Origin of the sequence: Pedococcus sp. 5OH_020, from assembly GCF_027812955.1 — a bacterium.
Lineage (GTDB): Bacteria > Actinomycetota > Actinomycetes > Actinomycetales > Dermatophilaceae > Pedococcus.
This window is the reverse complement of record NZ_JAPYZV010000008.1, coordinates 41,142-58,801: the sequence shown is the minus strand read 5'-3', so window position 1 is coordinate 58,801 and position 17,660 is coordinate 41,142. Positions and strand designations below refer to the sequence as shown.

Annotated in this window: 14 protein-coding genes; 1 reads left to right on the top strand and 13 read right to left on the bottom strand. The window is 70.5% G+C overall.

All coding sequences use genetic code 11. From position 1 onward, the window contains the following. Window positions 1-45 precede the first annotated feature (45 nt). On the top strand, window positions 46-1,566 hold the full coding sequence (locus PHA84_RS15310; protein ID WP_270888995.1) for a CYTH and CHAD domain-containing protein: 1,521 nt from the start codon (window positions 46-48) through the stop codon (window positions 1,564-1,566). A gap of 251 nt (window positions 1,567-1,817) precedes the next feature. Here PHA84_RS15310 and PHA84_RS15305 read toward each other — a convergent pair whose 3' ends face one another. From PHA84_RS15305 to PHA84_RS15245, 13 genes are all read right to left on the bottom strand, one after another. Further along, entirely contained in the window at window positions 1,818-2,789 is a 972-nt protein-coding gene (locus PHA84_RS15305; protein ID WP_270888994.1) for a hypothetical protein, read from the bottom strand. Between the two features lie 85 nt (window positions 2,790-2,874). Further along, complete coding sequence (locus tag PHA84_RS15300) at window positions 2,875-3,036, bottom strand: hypothetical protein (RefSeq protein WP_270888993.1); 162 nt, start codon at window positions 3,034-3,036, stop codon at window positions 2,875-2,877. A 95-nt stretch (window positions 3,037-3,131) separates the two neighbouring features. Next, window positions 3,132-5,291, bottom strand: a complete 2,160-nt coding sequence (locus PHA84_RS15295; RefSeq protein WP_270888992.1) for an ATP-binding SpoIIE family protein phosphatase — start codon at window positions 5,289-5,291, stop codon at window positions 3,132-3,134. Between the two features lie 148 nt (window positions 5,292-5,439). Continuing rightward, entirely contained in the window at window positions 5,440-7,617 is a 2,178-nt protein-coding gene (locus PHA84_RS15290) for a S9 family peptidase (protein WP_270888991.1), read from the bottom strand. A 22-nt stretch (window positions 7,618-7,639) separates the two neighbouring features. Continuing rightward, entirely contained in the window at window positions 7,640-11,287 is a 3,648-nt protein-coding gene (gene dnaE / locus PHA84_RS15285) for a DNA polymerase III subunit alpha (RefSeq protein WP_270888990.1), read from the bottom strand. Between the two features lie 111 nt (window positions 11,288-11,398). Continuing rightward, window positions 11,399-12,322 (bottom strand): RluA family pseudouridine synthase, encoded by a 924-nt coding sequence (locus PHA84_RS15280; protein WP_270888989.1) that lies wholly within the window; start codon window positions 12,320-12,322, stop codon window positions 11,399-11,401. Further along, the gene (lspA, locus tag PHA84_RS15275) at window positions 12,315-12,944 is read right to left on the bottom strand and encodes a signal peptidase II (protein ID WP_270888988.1); all 630 of its coding nucleotides are present in this window, start codon (window positions 12,942-12,944) and stop codon (window positions 12,315-12,317) included. Before lspA ends, PHA84_RS15280 begins: the two co-directional genes overlap by 8 nt. Continuing rightward, the gene (locus tag PHA84_RS15270; protein WP_270888987.1) at window positions 12,917-13,627 is read right to left on the bottom strand and encodes a TraR/DksA family transcriptional regulator; all 711 of its coding nucleotides are present in this window, start codon (window positions 13,625-13,627) and stop codon (window positions 12,917-12,919) included. Before PHA84_RS15270 ends, lspA begins: the two co-directional genes overlap by 28 nt. A 215-nt stretch (window positions 13,628-13,842) precedes the next feature. Next, window positions 13,843-15,147 carry a DivIVA domain-containing protein gene (locus PHA84_RS15265; protein WP_270888986.1) on the bottom strand — a complete coding sequence of 435 codons (1,305 nt, stop codon included), beginning with the start codon at window positions 15,145-15,147 and terminating at the stop codon, window positions 13,843-13,845. Between the two features lie 99 nt (window positions 15,148-15,246). After that, complete coding sequence (locus tag PHA84_RS15260; protein ID WP_270888985.1) at window positions 15,247-15,534, bottom strand: YggT family protein; 288 nt, start codon at window positions 15,532-15,534, stop codon at window positions 15,247-15,249. Between the two features lie 61 nt (window positions 15,535-15,595). Then, window positions 15,596-16,072, bottom strand: coding sequence for a cell division protein SepF (locus PHA84_RS15255; protein ID WP_270888984.1), 477 nt, complete (start codon window positions 16,070-16,072; stop codon window positions 15,596-15,598). A 48-nt stretch (window positions 16,073-16,120) separates the two neighbouring features. Continuing rightward, window positions 16,121-16,903 carry a YggS family pyridoxal phosphate-dependent enzyme gene (locus PHA84_RS15250; RefSeq protein WP_270888983.1) on the bottom strand — a complete coding sequence of 261 codons (783 nt, stop codon included), beginning with the start codon at window positions 16,901-16,903 and terminating at the stop codon, window positions 16,121-16,123. Beyond that, complete coding sequence (locus PHA84_RS15245; protein ID WP_270888982.1) at window positions 16,893-17,639, bottom strand: polyphenol oxidase family protein; 747 nt, start codon at window positions 17,637-17,639, stop codon at window positions 16,893-16,895. Before PHA84_RS15245 ends, PHA84_RS15250 begins: the two co-directional genes overlap by 11 nt. Between the last annotated feature and the right edge of the window lie 21 nt (window positions 17,640-17,660).

Sequence of the window (17,660 nt, the reverse complement as noted above, 5' to 3'; positions counted from 1 at the left end):
ACCGGCCGCTCGTGCACCGCGGCACGGATCGCGCAACCATGGGGCATGGCAGTCACGGTGTACGACGAGGTGGAACGCAAGTACGACGTGGCGGAGTCCGCGCTCCTGCCCTCGCTTGCCGGAGTGGGCGCGGTGGCGACCGTTGCCCAGGCGGTGACCGACGACCTGGAGGCCGTCTACTACGACACCGAGGACCTCGCCCTGGCGCGTCACGGCGTCACGCTTCGCCGCCGCACGGGCGGCCACGACGACGGCTGGCACGTGAAGCTCCCGGAGAAGGCGGACACGAAGAAGGAGCTCAGGCTGCCACTGGGCGATGCGTCCGACACGGTGCCGGCCGACCTGCTTGGTCCCGTCAGGTCGATCGTGCGCGACCACCCACTCGTGCCGGTCGCCCGGGTGCTCAACCACCGGTTGACGTACCGCCTCCTGGACGCGGAGTCCCGCGTGCTGGGGGAGGTCTGTGACGACACGGTGACCGGAGAACGGCTGGTGGGGCAGCCCCAGAGCCGGCACTGGCGCGAGTGGGAGGTCGAGCTGGCCGAGGACAGTCCACTCGCGTTGGACACGGTCGAGGCACCACTGCTGGCCGCGGGCGCCACTCCTGCGCACGTGCGCTCCAAGCTCGTCAGAGCACTGGGAGACGGGCTGCCGTCGGCGCCCGCGGCCGGCGCCGAAGGCGCCGACCGACGCACCGCCGCCGGGGCGTTCGAGGCATACCTGCAGCAGCAGCTGGCAGAGCTACGGACCCACGACGCCGGAGTGCGCTCCGACCGACCGGGTTCGGTCCATCGGCTCCGCATCGTCGCCCGCCGGCTGAGATCGGCTTTGACTACCTACCGCCCGCTGTTCGCGAGCGGCGCCACCGACGCGGTCCGCGAGGAGCTTCGATGGCTGGGGCAGGCACTCAGCGAAGCTCGTGATGCCCAGGTGCTGATGGAGAGGCTGGAGGAGCTCCTGGAGAGCGAACCGCCCGAGCTCGTCCTCGGGCCTGTCAGGCAGCGCCTCGAGTCGACGCTCGGCCGCTCCGGACGTGAGGGCCGGGGCCGGGTCCTGGCGGCCTTGGAGAGCGAGAGGTACTTCCGCCTCCTCGACGCTCTGGACGCCCTGGTCGCCGAGCCTCCTCCCCTGGCCCTGGCCCGGGAGCCCGCCGCCAGCGTGCTGCCCGGGCTCCTCCACCGAGACTTCCGACACCTGCGCCGGGCGGTGAAGGCCGCGGCCGGCGCCGAGGAGCCGCAGGAGCGTGACCGTGCGCTGCACGAGGCCCGCAAGAAGGCCAAGCGCCTGCGGTATGCCGCCGAGTCGGCCACGGCGGTCCTCGGCGGCCCTGCCCGCCGTCTCGGCAAGCGTGCCAAGCGGCTGCAGCAAGCCTTGGGCCGGCACCAGGACACGGTCCTGTCGAGGCGAACACTGCGGGACCTGGGAGTGCAGGCACACCTCAGCGGGGAGAACGGGTTCTCGTTCGGTAGGTTGCACGGCCTCGAGGACTGGCATGCCGCTCGAGCGCAGGACTCCTTCGAGAAGGCATGGAAGCGACTGAAGCGGAAGGGGCTGAAGGGGCTCTAGCCCGCCCCTCGAGGTCTGGCGCGCGGCCCGGGAGCTACCGCCGACGGTGGAGGCCTCCCGCGTCCTCGGCAAGCAGGGGGCACCCCACCTGCTCGACAATCAGGCGGCACGGGCGCACACTTGGCGAGCAGCCGCCCCCGCCCTCCTTCTAGAGCCTGGGGCGGTTGCTCTATCGGCAGGACATTTCCAGCGCTTCCCCCCGCCAAACCTCCGGCGCGCCTCAGATCGCACTAAAGCGACGGGGAAATGGGTCAGAAGCCGCCGCCGCCGAAGTCACCACCGCCGAAGTCACCACCGCCGCCGAAGTCGCCGCCGCCGAAGTCACCACCGCCGCCCGAGACTCCCCAGCCGCCGCTGGCCGAGACATCGCCAGCATCCTGGTACCCGCTGTCCTGGTACCCGCTGTCCTGGTACCCGCTGTCCTGGTACCCGCTGTCCTGGTACCCCGCGTCCTGGTACCCCGCGTCCTGGTAGCCACTGTCCCCGGAGCCGTCTCCCGAACTGTCACCCGACGAGTCGCCTGAGTCACCGCCGCTGTCAGCGCTCGAGTCGGTGTTCGAGTCTGTGTTCGAGTCACCGGCGGTGTCGGACCCGGTGTCACCGGCGTCCTGCGCCTCCGGTGAGCTGCCGTAACCGTCGAAGAGCGCATCGGCGATGGCCGAGCCGATGACCACTCCGGCGATGGTGCCCATCATCGACCCCATGATGGTGCCGCCCAGCCCCATACCTCCACCAAGTCCCATACCTCCGCCGAGGCCGCCGCCCCCGAACCGGGCACGGCTGAAGGTCTGCTCGAGGTACCCCGGCTGCCTGAGCTCCGCGCGCGTCGCCGTCCTCGCCATGGAGCCGGGGTCGGCGGTGGGGGCTGGTTCACCGGGCGGGAGGTCCCGGCTCAGCTCCGTGAGTACCTGCTGGCGCTGCTCCGGCGTCAGCCGGGCGAAAGCCTCCGCGTGCACCTGCTCGAGAGACTCCGGCGGCGCGGTGCGGAGCAGGTAGCGGTAGCGCGCAAGGGCGCGCTCGTCCTCGCTCCGCGCCTGGCCGCTGGCCGACCGCTGCGGCTCGGTCTGCGCGGACCGCCATCCGGTCGCGTCCTGCTGCGCAGAGCCAGGCGCCGGCTGACCTTGCTGCTGGTAACCCTGCTGCTGGTAGCCCTGCTGGGGGTAGCCCTGCTGGGGGAACCGCTGGCGTGGTTCGCGGCCCAGCAGACGGTCCAAGAAGCCCATCGACATCTCCCTCCATCGGCCGCCGCGGAGGGCAGCGGGCGGTGCCCCCATCCTGCAGCACCGCGCCCGCGAGGGCATCCGGCGGTCACGAGCCGGGAGTGACCCCAGAGGTCGACGGCTGCTGCTGCGGTGCCGTCGCCGTGGCGGCGGTGTGCTCGGGGCCGGCCCCGAGACCGTCGAGACGGTCCAGCCGGGACGGCTCCCCCTCCATGAGTGGGGCGACCCGCTCCACCAACCGTTGCCACATACCGGAAACCACCTTTCCCCGTGCCCCGAGAGGGCTGAACGTGGCCCCCAGCATGCTGGATGACCGGTGCATGCTTCGGCGCGCGACCGGCCGGCTCATCCGTTGGCCCGCTCGGGCTGGCCGTTCGGCGGAGCGCTGGCAACGCTCGGACGACCGCCCACCACCGCGGTCTGGAGACCTTCCTCGGCGGCGCGCCGGGCCTCGATGTCGACGACGACCTCGAACCACACCGTCGTCCCGGCCGACGTGCGGTGGGCCCCGAACGCGTCGCTGATGGCCCTGACGAGCGAGAGTCCCCTTCCCCGCACGGCCATCGTGTCCGCGCCCGTGAGCAGCGGCTCACCGCGGTTGCCGCTGTCGGCCACCGTGACCGCCAGGACACCCGAGTCGAGGTCGAGGGTGAGGTGCGACTCCGTCCCGGCGTGCAGCACCGAGTTGGTGATGAGCTCCGAGATGCCTGTCACGATGCTGTGCTGGTCTCCCTCGCCTATCTCCCAGTCGACGAGCTGCGCCCGCGCCCAGTCGCGCGCCGCGCGGACCGACTCCGGCATGGGAGGGACCACGATCGCGGCCCGCCGGTGACCGGCGGGTGACCGCCCGATCGCCAGCATGGCGCAGTCGTCCTCCTGCGCCGAGCTCTCCAGCATCGACTCCATCACGTACTGGGCAACGCTGCGCGGGCTCCCCGCGGGCGCCTGGGCCAGGATGCTCATCAACCGCTGCTCACCGTCGCTGAGCGCCTCACCGCGCCGCTCGATGAGGCCGTCGGTGAACGCCACGAGCATGTCGCCGACCTCCAGACGCAGCTGGTGAGCCGGACGGTCACCACGGATGCCCAGTGGCGGCCCCGCAGCGAGGTCGACGGGGACGGCACGTGGTCGCCCGTCACTGCGTGCCTGGCGACCCGACAGCACGGTGGGCACCGGATGACCGGCGCTGGCCACCACGACGTCGCCGTTCTCGGGGTCGATCGTCCCGTACAGCATCGTGACGAAGAGCTCGCCGCCGAACGCCATTCCCGGCCGGGCCCGCACGGTGCCCAGTGGCATCGACGTGGGCCAGAGCGCGTCGAGGTCCCACACGACGCGGTCCAGCGCCTGCATCACGGCGTCCGGATCGCTGTTGGTGAGGGCGGCACCGCGCACCGCGGCGCGCACCTGGCCCATCACCGTGGCGGCCATCACGCCACGCCCGACGACGTCACCGATGACCACGGCCAGCCGGCCGTCAGGGAGGAAGAACGAGTCGTAGAAGTCACCGCCCGCGACGGTGCCCTCAGACACCGGCTCGTACCGGGCGGCGATGCTCACGGCGTCGGACTGCGGGAGGTTGGGCGGGAGCAGGGTGCGTTGCAGCAGCTCAGCGGTGGTGCGCTCGGCGTCGTACACCACGGCCCGGCTCAGCGCCTCCCCGACCAGCTCCATGAAGGCGCTCAGCACCGTCTTCGCGTCGTACGGGAGCGGCGACGCCTCGCGGGACACCACGAGCGCCGCCTCGACGCCGCGCCCCGCATGAAGGGGGACTGCGACCACCTCGCCACTGGCCGTGATGTAGGGGTCGGACCTGTCCAGCGCCGTCGAGACGATGGAGGCGAGATCCTCCGAGAGCTCGGTCCAGATCAGGGGCAGCCGCTCCTCGTCGGGGGAGAGCTGCTCGATGCGGTGACGTCGGGCCATTCGCCAGACGGCCGGCGCCGGCGACGGCAGACAGAGGGTGGCCGAGATGGCGTCGAAGGCCGCCACCGCCTGGCGGAGCACCACCTTGCTGACATCGTCCACGGTGACGGCGACCGCGAGAGAGGTCGCCAGCCTGGCCAGCGCCCGGGCTCGCTCGGCCACCTCGGTGGTCTCGATGACGACGTGCAGCACGCCCAGAACCTCGCCGCCCGCGCCGCGCACGGGCGAGCCGGACCGCATGTAGTACCCAAGGTCCTCGCCGGCTCCTCTGCCGCGCCGGAGCACGAGCTCCGTGGACTCCTCGAGGAACGCCTCCCCACTGGCGAGGGTCGCCTCGAACAGAGGTCCGACCCTGGAGTGCTCCCACACCTCGGGGACCACCTCAGAGGCCTTCTCGCCGAAGGCCATGGGGTGCTTCGTGCCGAGCAGGTCCGCGAAGGCGTCGTTGTACAGCATCGCCAGCTCCTGGCCGACCATGAGGCACATGGGGAGTGGGCAGGCGACGACGACGTCCCACGCGGTGCGCAGCTGCACCGGCCACTCGTCCAGCGGCCCCCACGGGCTCTGCGACCAGTCCATGTGCGCAGCGAAACGAGGCAGCCCATCCACCCGGCCCTCGTCCACAGCTCGTCCGCCCATCCTCTACCCGCGAAGGTACGACTCCGGTACTACGGCAAGGGTATTAGCGACGTACGCCGAACAGTGCCGGAACGAGGACATTTCTCGATCACGTCTCGCTGCGGGGGCCCCCGTCCCAGGCGCCCGCCTGGTCCACGAGGAAGGCCCACTCCCAGGCGACCTGCCGCCAGGCGTCGTATCGCCCGCTCTTGCCCCCGTGCCCGGCGACCATCTCGGTACGCAGCAGCACCGGCCGCTGCGCCGGGTCGGACGTGGTCTCCTCACGCAGCCGGGCAACCCACTTGGCCGGTTCCGTGAAGGAGACGCGCGTGTCGTTCAAGGACGTCGTGGCAAGGATCGCGGGGTAGGCCGCCCGACGCACGTTCTCGTACGGCGAGTACGACTTCATGTACGCGTACACCGCCGGGTCCTCGAGCGGGTTGCCCCATTCCTCCCACTCCACCACCGTCAACGGCAGGGACGGGTCCAGGATCGTGGTGAGCGCGTCCACGAACGGCACGGCGGCGTGCACCGCCCGGAACCGCTCCGGCGCAAGGTTCACCGCTGCGCCGATCAGCAGGCCCCCGGCCGACCCGCCCTCCGCGACCAGCCGGTCCGGCGCGACCCAGCCTGAGTCGACGAGGTACGCGGCGCAGTCCACGAAGTCCGAGAAGGTGTGCTTCTTGGCGGTCAGCTTGCCGTCGTCGTACCAGCCGCGTCCCAGCTCGCCGCCACCGCGGACGTGAGCGATGGCGTAGACGAACCCACGCTCGAGCAGCGACAGCCTGGCGACGGAGAAGTACGGGTCCGACGAGAGCTCGTACGAGCCGTAGCCTGTCAGCATGCCCGGGCGGGTGGTGTCCCGCCGGGCGCCCGCCGGGTACACGAGCGACAGGGGGACCCTGGTCCCGTCCTCGGCCGTGACCCACTCCCGGCGCTGCTCGTACGCCGCGGGGTCGTAGCCGCCCAGCACCGGCTGGCGCTTGAGGAGGGTGAGCTCACGGGTGCGGTAGTCGTAGTCGTAGACCGTTCTCGGGGTCACCATCGACTCGAACACCACCTGGACGGCTGCGGTGTCACTCTCGGGGTTGTCTCCCAGCCCGACCTGGTAGACCGGCTCGTCGAACCTGAGGTCGTGCCAGCCCCCGAAGCCCGAGTCGGACCCTGCGTCGCGGTCGAGCACACGCAGTGCCGTGAGGCCGTCCTTGCGCAGCGACAGGACGCAGACGTCGTCGAACGCGTCGACTGCCTGGAACCGCTCCCCCGACGCCGAGCGCATCAGGGGCTGCCACTGCTCCGCCGACGTCGACCCCAACGGCGCCCAGGCCAGGTCGGAGTCGATGCTGTCGGCGTTGTGCACGATGAGCAGCCGGTCGCCGGCCGGCTCCACGTCGTACTCCACGCCCTCCCGCCGCGGCGCGACCACCCGGAGCTCCCCGGTCGGGTCTGCTGCGTCGAGCAGCCGAACCTCCGACGTGGTCTTGGACCCCAGGCCCACCATGATCCAGCGGTCGTCCCTGGAGACCCCCAGGCCCATCCAGAACCGCTCGTCGTCCTCCTGGTGCACGAGCACGTCACCCTCGGACGGTGTGCCGACCTCGTGCCGCCACACCTGGTGAGGGCGCCAGGTCGCGTCCACTCGGGTGTAGAAGACGTAGCGGCCGTCCAGGGAGAAGACACAGCCGTACCCGATCTCCGCGACGGACGTGTCGACCACCTCGCCGGTCTGCAGGTCTTTGACCCGCAGGGCGAAACGCTCGTCCCCCTGGGTGTCCAGGGCATAGGCGAGCCAGCGGTGGTCAGGGCTGACCGTCAGCGCTCCGAGCGCGAAGAACTCCTCACCCTCCGCTTCGACGTTGCCGTCGAGCAGCACCTGCTCATCCGGCACAGCAGTCTTCGGGGTGGGCTCCGGACGGGGGGCACCCGGGACCCGAGGCGCCCGGCACTCCACGGCGTACTGCGCGCCTTCGAAGCTGCGGGAGTAGTACCACCACGGACCGCTCGCCACCGGGACAGACAGGTCGGTCTCCTGGGTACGAGACCGGATCTCCTCGAAGATCGACTGGCGCAGGGGCTCGAGATCGGCGGTGACCGCCTCGGCATAGTCGTTCTCGGCACGGAGGTGGGCCAGCACCGCGGGGTCGTCCTTGTCCCGCAGCCAGTCGTACGGGTCCACCACGGTGTCACCGTGGTGGACCCGGGTCAGCTCGTGCCGTGCTGCGACGGGAGGTCTGGGAGTGTCGCCCCCAGGGGCTGAGGCAGGTGCGGGATCGGTGGACGTGCTCACTCCGGCACCTTATGCTCACCGCCTACCCGGCGAGGCAGCGCGGGCCGAGGATCACCTTGAGGTCGCCGAACAGGGACTCGGTCGCGTTGACGCGGTAGGCGTCCTCGAGCCGCATGAGCACGGACCGGCCGGGCTGGCTCAGCCGCACGTGCACCTCGGTGGATCCCGGGTGGGAGGCGAGCACGGACTTCAGCTCCTCCACCTTGGCCTGCGTCGCCCGGTTGGTGTCGATGGTGACCACGACCGGCCCGCGGGGGCCCTCGGAGATGTCGGGCAGGGTCAGGTCGGAGGCATAGATCGACGGCGTGTCGTCGCGCCGGTTGACCCGGCCCTTGACCACGACGACGGCGTCATGGGTCAGCGCGTGCTGGACGGTCAGGTACGCCGAGGGGAAGAAGAGGCACTCGATCGCGCCCTCGAGGTCCTCCACGGTGACGATGGCCCAGAGGTCGCCCTTCTTCGTCCGCTTGACCTGTAGACCGGTGATGAGGCCGGCGATGGTCACGTTGGCGCCCTCGGGCTTGCCGTCGTCACCCGTCAGGCTCGCGATGGTGGTGTCCGCATGGGCGGCAAGCACGTGCTCTATGCCGAAGAGCGGGTGGTCCGACACGTACAGACCCAGCATCTCCCGCTCGAACCCGAGCAGCGTCTTCTTGTCCCACTCCACGCTCGGGATGGGCGGCAGCACGGAGAAGTCCACCGACTCCCCCGCTGAGCCGCCGTCACCGTCCAGCCCGCCGAACACCGAGAAGAGGGAGTCCTGGCCGATCTCCTCCTTGCGCTTGATGTCCACGAAGTTGTCGATGTAGTCCTCGTGGACCCGCAGGAGGCCCTGACGGGACTCCTGCAGCCCGTCGAAGGCGCCGGCCTTGATCAGCGACTCGATGGTGCGCTTGTTGCAGACCACTGCCGGGCACTTGGACAGGAAGTCCTTGAACGAGACGAAGCTTCCCTTCTCGGCGCGCGCGGCGACGATGGCCTCGACGACGTTGTGACCGACGTTCCGGATGGCCTGCAGGCCGAAGCGGATGTCGGTGCCGACGGCCGCGAAGCGCGCCACGGAGTCGTTGACGTCGGGGGGCAGAACCTTGATGCCCATCCGACGGCACTCCCCGAGGTAGAGCGCCGACTTGTCCTTGTCGTCCCCCACGCTGGTCAGCAGGGCGGCCATGTACTCCGCGGGGTAGTTGGCCTTGAGATAGGCGGTCCAGTACGAGACCAGCCCGTACGCCGCCGTGTGTGCCTTGTTGAACGCGTAGTCGGAGAACGGCACGAGCACGCCCCAGAGGGCGGCGATGGAGGCCTCGTTGAACCCCTTGGCCTTCATGCCCTCGGAGAAGGGGACGTACTCGGCGTCGAGCACCTCCTTCTTCTTCTTGCCCATCGCGCGGCGCAGCAGGTCGGCGTTGCCCAGGGTGTAGCCGGCCAGCTTCTGGGCGATCTCCATCACCTGCTCCTGGTAGATCACCAGGCCGTACGTGGTGCCGAGGATCGGTGCGAGCGCATCCACCATCTCCCGCTGGAGCTTGCCCGCCAGCTGCGGGTCCAGCGGGGTGAGCTCCTGCTTGCCGTTCTTGCGGAGCGCGAAGTTGGTGTGTGCGTTGACCCCCATCGGGCCGGGGCGGTAGAGCGCGAGAGCGGCGGAGATGTCCTCGAAGTTGTCCGGCTGCATGAGCTTGAGGAGCGTCCGCATGCCACCGCCGTCGAGCTGGAACACCCCGAGGGTGTCACCGCGGGAGAGCAGCTCGTACGTGGCCTTGTCCGTCATGTCCTTGGACAGTGCGTCGAGGTCGATCTCCTCTCCGCGGTTGGCCCTCACGTTGTCGATGGCGTCGTCGAGGATCGTCAGGTTGCGCAGGCCCAGGAAGTCCATCTTGACCAGACCCAGCGACTCGCAGCTGGGGTAGTCGAACTGCGTGATGACCTGGCCGTCCTGAAGACGCCGCATGATGGGGATGACGTCGACCAGGGGCTCGCTGGACATGATCACGCCGGCGGCGTGGACGCCCCACTGCCGCTTGAGCCCCTCCAGCCCCAGGGCGGTGTCGACGATCTCCTTGAAGTGGGGCTCGGTCTCCACCAGCGAGCGGAAGTCGCCGCCCTCGTTGTACCGCTTGTGCTCCTTGTTGTAGATCTGGGCGAGCGGTACACCCTTGCCCATCACGTCGGGCGGCATCGCCTTCGTGAGCTGCTCGCCGACGACGAACGGGTGACCCATGACCCTGGCCGCGTCCTTGACGGCCTGTTTCGCCTTGATGGTGCCGTAGGTGACGATCTGCGCGACCCGGTCGGCCCCGTACTTCTCGGTGACGTACTTGATGACCTCGCCGCGCCGGCGCTCGTCGAAGTCGACGTCGAAGTCCGGCATCGACATCCGCTCGGGGTTGAGGAACCGCTCGAAGATGAGCCCGTGCGGGATCGGGTCGAGGTCGGTGATCTTCATCGCGTAGGCGCACATGGAACCGGCGCCGGACCCACGGCCGGGGCCCACCCGGATGCCGTTCGCCTTGGCCCAGTTGATGAAGTCTGCGACGACGAGGAAGTACCCCGCATACCCCTTGGAGACGATCACGTCGGTCTCGAACTGCGCCTGCTTCGTGGCGTAGTCCGGCACGCCGGCCGGGAACCGCTCGACGAGGCCCTTCTGGACCTCCTTGACGAACCAGGACTCCTCGTTCTCCCCGGGCGGGCAGGGGAAGCGCGGCATGAAGCGGCCCTCGCCCTCGGTGAACGAGATGTCGCACATCTCGGCGATCAGCAGGGTGTTGTCGCAGGCCTCGGGCAGCTCCCGCCACGTGTGCCGCATCTCGGCAGGGCTCTTGAGGTAGAAGTCGTCGGCATCGAACTTGAAGCGACCCGGGTCCATCAGGGTCGACCCGGACTGGACGCACAGCAGGGCGGAGTGCGCCTTGGCGTCCTCCGGGTTGGTGTAGTGCAGGTCGTTGGTGGCCACCAGGGGGAGGCCGAGCTCACGGGCCAGCCGCAGCAGGTCCTTCTGGACGCGGCGCTCGATGGGCAGGCCGTGGTCCATCAGCTCGCAGAAGTAGTTCTCGGCGCCGAAGATGTCACGGAACTCCGCGGCGGCCCGGACCGCCTCCTTGTACTGACCCAGCCGCAGTCGCGTCTGGACCTCCCCGGACGGGCAGCCTGTCGTGGCCACCAGGCCCTGGCCGTACTGGTCCAGGAGCTCGCGGTCCATCCGCGGCCACTTGGCGTAGACCTGGTCCAGGCTGGCCAGAGAGTCGAGCCGGAAGAGGTTGTGCAGGCCGTTGTTGTTCCGCGCCAGCAGCGTCATGTGGGTGTAGGCGCCGGAGCCGGAGACGTCGTCGCCCGCCTGCGACTCCTCGCCCCACCTCACCCGCGTCTTGTCGGTACGGTGCGTGCCCGGCGTGACGTACGCCTCGACGCCGATGATCGGCTTGACCCCCGTGCCCTGGGCCTTCTTCCAGAACTCGTAGGCCCCGAAGAGGTAGCCATGATCTGTGGTCGCGAGCGCCGGCATCCCCAGCTCTGCCGCGCGGGTGAACAGGTCGCCGATCCGGGCCGCCCCGTCGAGCATGGAGTACTCGGTGTGCACATGGAGGTGCACGAACGAGTCGGTGCTCTTCGAGTCGGTGCCGTTCGAGCGGGCGCTGTTCGAGGGGGCGCTGGGAGCGGGCTGGGAGGACATCGGGTCGAGTGTAAGCCGCTCCACCGACGGTCCTCGGCGTGTCGCCGGTCGTGTCTCCGCCTCGCCCGCAGGCGCACGCGGCGGCTGTCCGCCAGGGCGTCTCGGCGCCGCTCAGACGCGGTCGAGAGCCTGCTGCAGGTCGGACGGGTAGGGGCTCTGGAAGGTGACGTACTTCCCGGTGCCAGGGTGCTCGAACCCGAGGCCGACGGCGTGCAGCCACTGGCGCTCGAGGCCCAGCCGGGCCGCGAGCCGAGGGTCCGCGCCATACGTCAGGTCCCCGGCGCAGGGGTGGTGCAGCGCGCTGAAGTGCACCCTGATCTGGTGCGTCCGGCCGGTCTCGAGATGGATGTCGAGCAGCGAGACCGCACGGAAGGCCTCGATGACCTCGTAGTGCGTGACGCTCGGCTTGCCCTTCTCCATGACGGCGAACTTGTAGTCGTAGCTGGGGTGCCGGCCGATGGGCGCGTCGATCGTGCCGACGACCGGGTCGGGCAGGCCCTGCACGAGCGCGTGGTAGGTCTTGTCGACGGACCGCGAGCGGAACGCCTGCTTCAGCACGCTGTACGCGTACTCGGACTTGGCCACGACCATGAGCCCGGAGGTCCCCACGTCGAGCCGGGAGACGATGCCCTGGCGCTCGCTGGCGCCGCTCGTGGCGATACGGTACCCCGCGGCCGCCAGACCGCCCACGACGGTGGGACCGGTCCAGCCCACGCTGGGGTGGGCCGCGACCCCCACGGGCTTGTCGACCACCACGAGGTCGTCGTCGTCATGGATGATCGACATCCCGGGGACCGGCTCGGCGACCACCTTCACGGTGGGGCTCTGCTCGACCGCCGGCATGCTCACCTCGAGCAGGTCGCCGGCGCTCACCCGGTCCGACTTGCCGGCCGGGTGATGGTTGAGCAGGACGTCCCCGGCCTTGGCCAGGTCCGCCGCCCGCGTGCGCGAGAAGCCGAACAGGCGCGCGAGGGCGGCGTCGACCCGCTCCCCCTCCAGGCCGTCCGGCACGAAGAGGGTCCGGGCGTCACTCATGCCCCGCCTCGTCCCGCTGCGTCGCCTCGTGGCGGCCATGGTGGGGCCGCCGCCCGTCCACGCCGATGCCACGCAGGGCGAGCAGCCCGATCAGCACAGCCGCGCTGACGATCGCGATGTCCGCGACGTTGCCGATGAACAGGCCGAAGTAGTCGATGAAGTCGACGACATGCCCACGACCCGGACCCGGCTCGCGCACCATGCGGTCGGTGAGGTTGCCCAGCGAGCCGCCCAGCAGCAGGCCGAGGGCCCAGGCCCACCCCCGGCTGCCGATGCGCCTGGCCGTACGCACGATGACGACCATGACGCCGCAGGCGATCACGGTGAGCACCCAGGTGGCGCCGTTGCCGATGGAGAAGGCGGCTCCCGCGTTGCGGATCAGGCTCAGCCGGATGAGGTGGCCCACCACGTCGACGGGCTCGCCGGGGGTCAGCGAGCGCAGCGCCCACGCCTTGGCCACCTGGTCCGCGACGTAGACCACCACGGCGGTGGCACCGAGCAGGACGAAGAGGCGGCGTCGCTGCGGCATGGCCAGGGAACGGGCTCCTGCCGCGGACTGCGGGTCGGGGGTGGCGATGGACTCTTGGGCCGCGGTCAGCGGCGCTCCTGCTTCGTCTTGCATGTCACGCATAGGGTCGCACGAGGAGCGGCCTGAAGGCGAAGTTTGCCGATGGGGTTGCCGCACGACTCGCAGATGCCGTACGTCCCGTTGTCCATGCGTTCGAGGGCGTGCAGGTTCTGGTCGAGCATGTCCCTCGCGTTGTTCGCCAGCGAGATCTCCTGCTCCCGCTCGAAGGTCTTGGCCCCTGCGTCGGCCTGGTCGTCACCGGCACCGTCGCCGGCATCGCGCATGAGCCCGACGAGGTCCGCCTCGGCGACCTGGATCTCGGCGCGCAGGTGGGCGACGTCCGTCTCGATCTCCTCGCGCAGCTCGCGCAGCTCCTTTGCACTCCAAGGGGACTCGTCGTCCCGGACACGCAGCGACCTGGCGGGCGCCGTCGTACCTCCTGGCCTCTTGGTGGGAGTCGCCCTCTTCGCCGCCGGTGTGCTCACGCCTGCCTTCTTCGTCGTGGCTGCCCTGGTGGCCTGCTTGGTCGCTGCCTTCGCGACCTTCGCGGCGGCCTTCACGACCTTCTTCACCGGAGCCACCTTCTCGGTGGCCGAGCCGTTGGCTGCCGGCTGGCCCTGCCCCGCGTCCGGGGCCTGTGCCGGTCCCGGCGCCTTGCCGGCGGAAGGCCCTGACGACCGGGAGGCAGCCTTGGACGCCGCCGCGGGCTTCGTCACGGCTTTCGGCTTGTCAACCATGGTGTGCCAGGCCCCTCGGTCGCAGGGCGCTCCGGGGAGCGCGGACAGGTGCGGCGAGGATAAGCGTTGGACGCTGCGTACTCAACGGCAAAACGCCAGCCGAGGCCAAAACGTCGTCTGCGCGTGACGCGGCCGCCTCCTGGCTGTCGCCCGGGACACGACCGAGGGCACCCGGCCGCGCTGCGGCAGGTGCCCTCGTCGTGTGTGGCGGTGGCTCAGTGCTGGTGGCCGTGTCCCGCGCCGTGCCCCTCGGCGTGGGACTGACCCTGGAGGTCGCCCGGCGCCTCGCCGTGCTGCTCCTCCTGCTGCTCCCCTTGCTCCCCTTGCTGCGAATCCTGGAACTCACCCTGCGCGTCGTCCTGCTGCCCGTCGCCCTGCTGCCCGTCGGCCTGCTCGACCCCGGTCTGGTCGACGCCGGTCTGGTGCAGCTCGGCGAGCTGGCCTTCGATGTAGGTCTTGAGCCGTGCCCGGTAGTCCCGCTCGAACGTCCGGAGCTCGTCGATCTTCCGCTCCAGCAGGCTGCGCTCACGGCCCAGCTCCTCGAGGATCTGCGCCTTCCTCTGCTGCGCCTCGTGCACCATTCCGGTGGAGCGCTCACGCGCTTCGGTGATGAGCTGCTCGTGCTTGGCCGTCGCCTCCGACAGGAGCTCGTCGTGCCGCGACTGCGCCGTGGCGACCAGCTCGTCGTGCTGGGACTGAGCCGTCGCGAGCAGCTCGTCGTGACGGCTCTGGCCCTCGCCGACGAGCTCGTCGTGGCGGCTCTGCGCCTCGGCGATGAGCCGGTCCCGGGTCGACTCGCCCTGGCCGACGTGCTCGTCGTGCAGGCGCTGGGCCATCTCCAGCAGGGCGGCGGCGCTCCCGCCGCCGGCGGTCGCCGCCGGGGCCGCTGTGCCCTGCTCGGACTGCTGCTCCCCGGCGGGTCCGGCCTGGCTCTGCTGAGACTGCTCGGCCAGAGCGCGCCGGGCCTCCTCCGCCTGCTGCTCGGCCTCCTGGAGCCGCCTCTCGGCCTCTGCTGCCCGCGCCTCTGCCTCAGCCGCGCGAGCCGCGGCCTCCTGCGCCCGGGCGAGCGCCGAGCGCTCCACGTCGGCGGCCTTCCCCTGAGCGGCCGTGCTGGCCTCCTCCAGCCGGGCCTGTGCGACCCTCTCCGCCTCCTCCGCCTTGGCGTTGGCTGCGGCGATCCGCTCCTGCGCGGCCTTCTCGGCCTCGGCGACTCTCGCCTGCTGCGCGGCCACCCGATCCGTCGCCTCCTGCACCGCCTTGGCCTCCGCCTCCTGCACCGCCTTGGCGTCCACGGTCTTCTTGGACTGCCCCACGGCGTCCGACTTCCCGACCGCGGGCATGCCCTTGCTCTGACGGCACTCCTCGAGCTGCTCGCGAAGCTGGTCCGAGTCCTTGACGATGCGGCGCATCTCCGCCACGACCTCGTCGAGGAAGTCGTCGACCTCGCGTTCGTCGTACCCGCGGCGGAACTGGGTCGGCGTGAAGTTCTTGTTGAGGACGTCCTCGGGCGTGAGCGTCATGTGTTCACCTCGGTTGGCAGTCATGAGGAGTACGGTCAGGCGGCCGGTCCACCATCCAGAGCCCGGGCCAAGGATCAGACTAGAGGATCGTGGGCAGGGCTAGAGCGTGCCCATCAGCAGGGTGGTGAGCAGCATCAGCACCAGGAAGGCGAGGTCGAGCCGCATTGCTCCCAGCCGCAACGGGGGGATCAGCCTTCGCAGCGCCTTCAGAGGCGGGTCCGTGACCGTGTACACCGACTCCGCGACGACCAGCAGCGCTCCTCGCGGCCGCCACTCGCGGGCGAACGCCTGGACCCAGTCGAGCACGAGCCGCCCGATGAGGACGACGAAGAAGACGAACAGCAGGAACCGCACCGTGCTCGCGAAGAGGTTGGAACCAAGCAGCATGGGGTCACCCTGTCATGGCCGGCCGGGAGGCGAGCCACGAGACCGGGATCTGCGGTGGTGGTCAGCTCTGGTTGAACAGCCCGCGTGCCGCCGGGGCTGGGACGCCCTCCTCCGCGGACACCTCGACGTGGGCCGGGGAGAGCAGGAAGACCTTCGAGGTGACGCGCTCGATGGAGCCGTGCAGGCCGAAGACCAGCCCGGCCGCGAAGTCCACCAGCCGCTTGGCGTCGGCGTCGCCCATGTCGGAGAGGTTCATGATGACCGGCGTGCCGTCGCGGAAGCTCTCGCCGATGTTCTTGGCCTCGTTGTAGGTGCGCGGGTGGATGGTGGTGATGCGGTTCAGGGGGCCGACCTCCACGTCGCGGACGACGCGTGCCACCGGGGTCCGCTGGGGCAGTGGTGTGACGGCGGCGGAACGCTCGGCCGGAGCCTCGGCGCGGGCCGGCTCCTCGTAGTCGTACTCGTCGTACCCCTCGTAGCGCTCGTCGTCCTCGGCGAGCCCGAGGTACACCATCGTCTTGCGTAGCGCCCCAGCCATTGAGAGCTCCCTTGGATTCCGTGCGGTGGTCGGTCTTCGCGACCGAAGTTACCGGTGTGGCTGTCGAGTTCCCAGGATTGCGCTGCCGACACGCAGGTGTGTCGCCCCGTGGGCGATGGCTGCCTCGAGGTCGCCACTCATCCCGGCCGAGATCCAGCCCGCGTCAGGGTGGACCTGCCGTATGACGTCCGCCACGGTCCGCAGCGTGGCGAACGCCGGGGCGGGGTCGGCCCCGAGCGGGGCGACCGCCATGACGCCGCGCAGGCGCAGGTTCGCGCACGCCGCCACCTGCGCCGCGAGCCGGGGAGCGGTGCGGGGGTCCACGCCTCCGCGACCCGTCGCCTCCTCGAGGTTCACCTGCACGAGCACCTGTGGGCGCACCCTTCGGGCTGCGGCCGCTCGGTCCAGGGCACCGACGAGCTTGAGCCGGTCCACCGACTGCACCACGTCGGCATACCTCACCACCGACGAGGCCTTGTTCGTCTGCAGCTGACCGATGAAGTGCACCTCGAGCTCGTCGCGACGTGCGACCTCGGAAAGCTTCGCCCAAGCCTCCTGGTCACGGTTCTCGCCGATCGCGCGCACCCCGAGCTCGGCCAGCAGGTCCACGTCGCTCGCCGGGAAGAACTTCGTCACCGCGACCAGCGTCAGCTCCGTCGGGTGCCGCCCCGCACTCTCACAGGCCCGCTCGATCCGCCGCCGGACGGCTGACAGCCGGGCGGCTAGCTCCTCCCGACGTGCCGTCGACCCGCCCGACGTCTGGACTCCGGAATCCGGCGGTGCGGGCTCAGCGCTGCCGACCTCAGGTGCCCCCTGGAGCTCAGGTCGCATCCGGACCCCCCGGCAGGCCGAGGGCCACGATGCCGGCGAAGCGGCCGGTGCGGCCATCGCGGCGATAGGAGTAGAGGCGGGCGTCCTCGCGGGCGCAGCCGGCGACCCACCTCACCGCGACGCCCTGCGCGACCAGCTGGCTCACGACTCCTGCGGCGACGTCCACGGCGGGCGTTCCCCTCCACGACACCGTCGCGGAGACCGGTGAGACAGCCGCCGCCTGCGACCGGAGCTCCTCCGGCACCTCGTAGCAGCGTCCACAGATCGACGGCCCGACCACCGAAGTGATGGACCGTGCGCCGAGGTCGCGCATCCGGGACACTGCCTCGTCGACGACGCGGAGCGTCATCCCGGGCCGGCCTGCATGGACGGCTCCGACGACCCCCGCCGCGACGTCGGCCAGCAGTACCGGGGTGCAGTCCGCGACGAGCGCCGCGAGGGCGAGTCCCGGCGTCGCCGTCACCAGGGCGTCGACAGCCGGGGCGCTGTCGCCGTCGTTGCAGGGCCCGTCGACGACGGCGACGTCGCGACCATGGTGTTGGTCCATGAAGAGGAGGCGAGCCGGGTCCATCCCCAGCGCCCGGGCGACGCGCTCCCGGTTGGCCTGCACCCGGTGGGGGTCATCACCGACGTGGCTCCCCAGGTTCAGGGAGCCGAACTGGGCACGACCGTCGGCGGCATCACGGTCGGTGAACGCCCAGACCACCGGACCGGTGCGGTTCTGCCAGTAGAACACACCCCCAACCTAGGACACCGG

What these genes read in the sequence shown, in the direction of transcription:
- PHA84_RS15310 (WP_270888995.1), top strand. Translation starts at nt 46, where the DNA reads ATGGCAGTCACGGTGTACGACGAGGTGGAACGCAAGTACGACGTGGCG.
- PHA84_RS15305 (WP_270888994.1), bottom strand. Translation starts at nt 2,789, where the DNA reads ATGGGCTTCTTGGACCGTCTGCTGGGCCGCGAACCACGCCAGCGGTTC.
- PHA84_RS15300 (WP_270888993.1), bottom strand. Translation starts at nt 3,036, where the DNA reads ATGTGGCAACGGTTGGTGGAGCGGGTCGCCCCACTCATGGAGGGGGAG.
- PHA84_RS15295 (WP_270888992.1), bottom strand. Translation starts at nt 5,291, where the DNA reads ATGGACTGGTCGCAGAGCCCGTGGGGGCCGCTGGACGAGTGGCCGGTG.
- dnaE (WP_270888990.1), bottom strand. Translation starts at nt 11,287, where the DNA reads ATGTCCTCCCAGCCCGCTCCCAGCGCCCCCTCGAACAGCGCCCGCTCG.
- PHA84_RS15280 (WP_270888989.1), bottom strand. Translation starts at nt 12,322, where the DNA reads ATGAGTGACGCCCGGACCCTCTTCGTGCCGGACGGCCTGGAGGGGGAG.
- lspA (WP_270888988.1), bottom strand. Translation starts at nt 12,944, where the DNA reads ATGCAAGACGAAGCAGGAGCGCCGCTGACCGCGGCCCAAGAGTCCATC.
- PHA84_RS15270 (WP_270888987.1), bottom strand. Translation starts at nt 13,627, where the DNA reads ATGGTTGACAAGCCGAAAGCCGTGACGAAGCCCGCGGCGGCGTCCAAG.
- PHA84_RS15265 (WP_270888986.1), bottom strand. Translation starts at nt 15,147, where the DNA reads ATGACGCTCACGCCCGAGGACGTCCTCAACAAGAACTTCACGCCGACC.
- PHA84_RS15260 (WP_270888985.1), bottom strand. Translation starts at nt 15,534, where the DNA reads ATGCTGCTTGGTTCCAACCTCTTCGCGAGCACGGTGCGGTTCCTGCTG.
- PHA84_RS15255 (WP_270888984.1), bottom strand. Translation starts at nt 16,072, where the DNA reads ATGGCTGGGGCGCTACGCAAGACGATGGTGTACCTCGGGCTCGCCGAG.
- PHA84_RS15250 (WP_270888983.1), bottom strand. Translation starts at nt 16,903, where the DNA reads ATGCGACCTGAGCTCCAGGGGGCACCTGAGGTCGGCAGCGCTGAGCCC.